The organism is Suttonella sp. (assembly GCF_056855035.1).
Genome location: NZ_JBXGGR010000116.1, coordinates 1 through 3,840, shown reverse-complemented (window position 1 = coordinate 3,840; position 3,840 = coordinate 1). Strand labels below are relative to the sequence as shown.

General features: G+C 48.9%; 4 protein-coding genes and 1 pseudogene. 3 read left to right on the top strand and 2 right to left on the bottom strand.

The window, feature by feature from the left end; all coding sequences use genetic code 11:
- Window positions 1-116 precede the first annotated feature (116 nt).
- Together ACJHVI_RS10385 and ACJHVI_RS10380 are read right to left on the bottom strand one after the other, a co-directional pair.
- Window positions 117-365, bottom strand: a complete 249-nt coding sequence (locus ACJHVI_RS10385) for a hypothetical protein (RefSeq protein ID WP_483184666.1) — start codon at window positions 363-365, stop codon at window positions 117-119.
- 69 nt (window positions 366-434) lie between these two features.
- Window positions 435-1,847 carry a S41 family peptidase gene (locus ACJHVI_RS10380; RefSeq protein WP_483184665.1) on the bottom strand — a complete coding sequence of 471 codons (1,413 nt, stop codon included), beginning with the start codon at window positions 1,845-1,847 and terminating at the stop codon, window positions 435-437.
- Window positions 1,848-1,956: 109 nt separating this feature from the next.
- Here ACJHVI_RS10380 and ACJHVI_RS10375 point away from each other — a divergent pair, with 109 nt between their 5' ends.
- The 3 genes and pseudogenes from ACJHVI_RS10375 to ACJHVI_RS10365 form a co-directional block, all read left to right on the top strand.
- The gene (locus ACJHVI_RS10375; RefSeq protein ID WP_483184664.1) at window positions 1,957-3,027 is read left to right on the top strand and encodes a TRAP transporter substrate-binding protein; all 1,071 of its coding nucleotides are present in this window, start codon (window positions 1,957-1,959) and stop codon (window positions 3,025-3,027) included.
- An 8-nt stretch (window positions 3,028-3,035) separates the two neighbouring features.
- Window positions 3,036-3,128, top strand: coding sequence for a twin-arginine translocation signal domain-containing protein (locus ACJHVI_RS10370; protein WP_483184663.1), 93 nt, complete (start codon window positions 3,036-3,038; stop codon window positions 3,126-3,128).
- Between the two features lie 18 nt (window positions 3,129-3,146).
- A pseudogene (locus ACJHVI_RS10365) lies at window positions 3,147-3,416 on the top strand (ABC transporter substrate-binding protein); the annotation flags it as partial.
- Window positions 3,417-3,840: the final 424 nt, after the last annotated feature.

The following is a 3,840-nucleotide window of genomic DNA, read 5'->3' as shown; positions in this document are numbered from 1 at the left end:
GCAAATGGTGTTGAAGGTGATGTGTTTGAATTTGTTGAAAGCAGCCAATAAGTTAAGGCTAATAGCACCTATTGCTGCCTGAAAAGGCGGTAAGCAGCCTGAAATGGGCTGTTTAATCAGGATGAATGGGTAAAATTTGGGCACATAATGCTATTTTTCTTGAAAACCCCAAAGCGCGTGCAAACCGCTTGCATGGCTTTGGGTTTTTGCAAAGGTTTCAAATTATGAATGGCGGCACGGTTGGTGCTGGTGCCGAAATGGTCGATACCGAATCCTGCATTGGCATGTGCAGGGTCAAGTTTGTATTCGGCGGCATTTGTCAAGGCGGCGGCAAATACGACGCTGCCTAAGGGTGCTTTTTTCATGGTTTTCTCCAATGGCTGTAAAAGGTGGCTTATGATAATGATTTTCGATTTGAATATAATGGCGATTTTTCATGATGCGGGAATGCTCGGTATTGCAGGACGGGCTTCACTGCTGCTAAAAGGCGTGCTTTTCGGCAGGTTTTCTTCTGTGGGCGTCGTAGGTGCGGTGTTTTGTAAAATGCTCATGGCGGTTAAGATATTTAGGGCTTCATATAGTGCAAAATCTTGCTCGGCAAGATTGGCGGCAGCATTATGGTTCGAAGCGGTGCCCTCTGTTTTTGTAGCGTTATGTTGATTGGGTAAATGGTTGGGCAGATTGCGCTCGCTTTCATTGCTGCTTTGGCGTTGTTGATTGACTTTGAGCGGCGATAAGACGACTTGCGGACTGATCCCGGCGGCTTGGATACTGGTGCCTGAAGGGGTGTAATATCGTGCGGTAGTGAGTTTGACGGCGCCGCCGTGATAGAGCGGAGCAACGCTTTGCACGGTGCCTTTGCCGAAGGTTTGCTGTCCGATAATCAGGGCGCGTTGGTTGTCTTGCAATGCGCCGGCGAGAATTTCCGCTGCCGAGGCGGTGCCGCCATTGACGATAACGACTATCGGCAGATGATTTAAGACATCGCCTTCATTGGCGATGAATTCTTCTTGATCAATATCTCTGCCGCGAATGCTGACGATGATGCCTTGGGAGAGAAACAAATCGGCGCTGTTGATGGCGCTTTGGAAGATGCCGCCCGGATTATCGCGCAAATCCAGCACCATGCCTTTGACTTGGTATTTCACATGCAGAGCTTGGATTTCTTTGGCTAGGGCTTCGGCGGTATCTTCTTGAAATTGGGTGATGCGCACATAGGCGTAATCGAGATTGAGCATGCGCGAGGAAACGCTGTTGGCATGGACGAGTTCGCGCACAAGGCTTAATTGCTGCACGGTGTCGCCGCGCACAATAGTTAGATTGACCGTCGAGCCGATTTCGCCGCTTAAGAGATTGTCGATTTCATAGAGGCTTAATTCGGCGACGATTTTTCCGTCCACTTGGCTGATGATATCGCCTGTAGTAATACCGGCTTTGGCGGCGGGCGAGCCGTCAATGGCGGAAATCACGCTGGCCGAACCGGCTTTGATGTCCAATACCATGCCCAGTCCCGCATATTGTCCTTCGCTGCTTTGGGTAAAACTTTGGTATTCGCTTTCGTTCATATAAGCGGAATGCGGGTCAAGGCGCGTGAGCATGCCGCGGATGGCGCCTTCGATAAGGCTTCGGTTATCCACTTGATCGACATAGCTGTTTTTAATCGTATCAAAAACATCGACAAAGGTTTTCAAGACATCGAAAGGAATATCGTCAGGCTTATCGCCGCTATTTTCTTGACTGAGCGAGGTCAGCTCCAATGGATTGGGTGCCGCTGTCGAAGGGGTAGGGGCGTTTTGGGCAAAAGCCGCGACATGGCAGCAGGCAAGAAGAGGAAGAAAAAAACGCATGGCAGAATCCGCTAAAAATTTGCGCTAGATTATCGCATCTTGTGTGAAAAAACACATGACACTCCGTAAAGACTGTGGCAGTATCCGCATTTTTCACTAGGAGGATAATATGAAACGCAGACAATTACTCACCGCAACTAGTGCCGCTGCTCTAGCATTGGGCGCCGGCGCAGCACAGGCAAAAGAGAAAGAGCAGAAATTCAACTGGAAATTGGTCATGGCTTGGCCGAAGAATTTCCCCGGCTTGGCAACATCGATGGATTGGTTCGTGCAAGAGGCGAAAAAACTCTCTAACGGTCGTTTGAATATCACGCTATACGGGGCGGGAGAATTGGTGCCGGCTTTCGAGGTCTTTAATGCGGTCAGCGAAGGCACGGCGGAAATGGGACATGGCACGCCGTATTATTGGAAAGGCAAGATTCCGGAAGCGGAAATGTTTTCATCAGTGCCTTTCGGCATGCTGGCGGATGAAACCACTGCTTGGTTCTTGGAAGGCGAAGGGCGCAAATTACTGACGGAATTGTATAAGCCTTTCGGGGTCGTGCCTTTTATCGGCGGCAATACCACCATGCAGATGGGCGGCTGGTTTAATAAGGAAATCAACAGCCCTGAAGATTTGAAAGGCTTGAAAATCCGTATGCCGGGCATCGGCGGCGAAGTGTATAAAATGGCGGGCGCTTCGCCGACATCTTTGCCGGGTTCGGAAATTTTCACTTCCATGCAAAGCGGCGTCATCGATGCGACCGACTGGGTCAGTCCTTGGAATGATTTGGCATTCGGTCTGCACAAAGCGGCAAAATTTTATTACAACGGCTGGCAGGAGCCTTGCGGCCTGATAGAAATTTTGCTCAATGAAAAAGCCTTAGCCAGCCTGCCTGAAGATTTGAAAGCGATTATTGAAAACCTGACACAGACCTTAAACCAAAGAATGATGAACGCCTTTATGCACAATAACAGTCAATCGCTTAAGGTTTTGCAGGAGCAGCATAAGATCGAAATCCGCAATTTCCCTGCCGACGTCTTGAAAGTTTTCAAAGAAAATACCGCCAAATACTTAGAAACCTTTGCCGGTAAAAGTGCGATAGCAAAACGTATCGTGGACTCTTATCAAAGCTACCAAGCCAGTCAAGTCGAATACGCTAAAAACCGCATCCAATTCGAACAATCGCGTATCGCTTAGGAGGTAGTATGAAAAGACGGCATCTGCTTAAAACGGGCGGTGCGGCTGTCGTCTTGGGTGCGGCAGGCGCTGTCAAGGCGCAAGATAAAGCCATTCATTAGAAATTGGTCATGGCATAGCCGAAAAACTATCCGGGACTGGCTACCGCCATACAATAGTTTGCCGACGAAGTGCAGCGCGGCAGCAAAGGGCGTTTGAATATCATCGTCTATGGCGCCGGGGAATTAGTGTCTGCTTTTGAAGTCTTCAATGCCGTCTCCGATGGTACGGCGGAAATGGGACACGGCCCCGCCTATTATTGGAAGGGAAAAATCCCGCCGGTGGAAATCTTTACCTCCGTACCTTTCGGCATGAATCCCTTGGAATTATCCGCTTGGTTCTATGACGGCGGCTGGAAGCGGAATAAAGATGTCGGAAGGACGGAGAACAGGAATGTTTGCGGCGGCGAATGCAGTCAAAGTGCCTTAAAACAAGTAACGGAAAGAAGAAGGCAGCCGGGCTTCACCTGCGTCTTGGCGGCCGTATTGCGGGGCGGCAGGCGGAAGCTGCATTTTTCCGCGGTATAAATTTAGCGCTTGACTTGCATTTTTTTTTTTTTGTCATAATGATAGCTCCATTTTTATGAGTTTTTGGGCAAAGGGACATTTTAGGTGCTAAAAAGTTTGAAAAGCCTTATTCTGTAAGGCTTTTAGCGAGGTCAAAAGCTTTGAACACAAAAAATGCTTTTTCTGTGGCTCAAAACAGGTCAAAAAAGATGGCAGACAAATCATCAGCAACGATACAAATGCCGGCAATGCGGTAAGCGTTTTAGCA

Excerpts from the sequence above, each read along its gene's own strand:
- ACJHVI_RS10385 (WP_483184666.1), bottom strand. The coding sequence starts at position 365 with ATGAAAAAAGCACCCTTAGGCAGCGTCGTATTTGCCGCCGCCTTGACA.
- ACJHVI_RS10380 (WP_483184665.1), bottom strand. The coding sequence starts at position 1,847 with ATGCGTTTTTTTCTTCCTCTTCTTGCCTGCTGCCATGTCGCGGCTTTT.
- ACJHVI_RS10375 (WP_483184664.1), top strand. The coding sequence starts at position 1,957 with ATGAAACGCAGACAATTACTCACCGCAACTAGTGCCGCTGCTCTAGCA.
- ACJHVI_RS10370 (WP_483184663.1), top strand. The coding sequence starts at position 3,036 with ATGAAAAGACGGCATCTGCTTAAAACGGGCGGTGCGGCTGTCGTCTTG.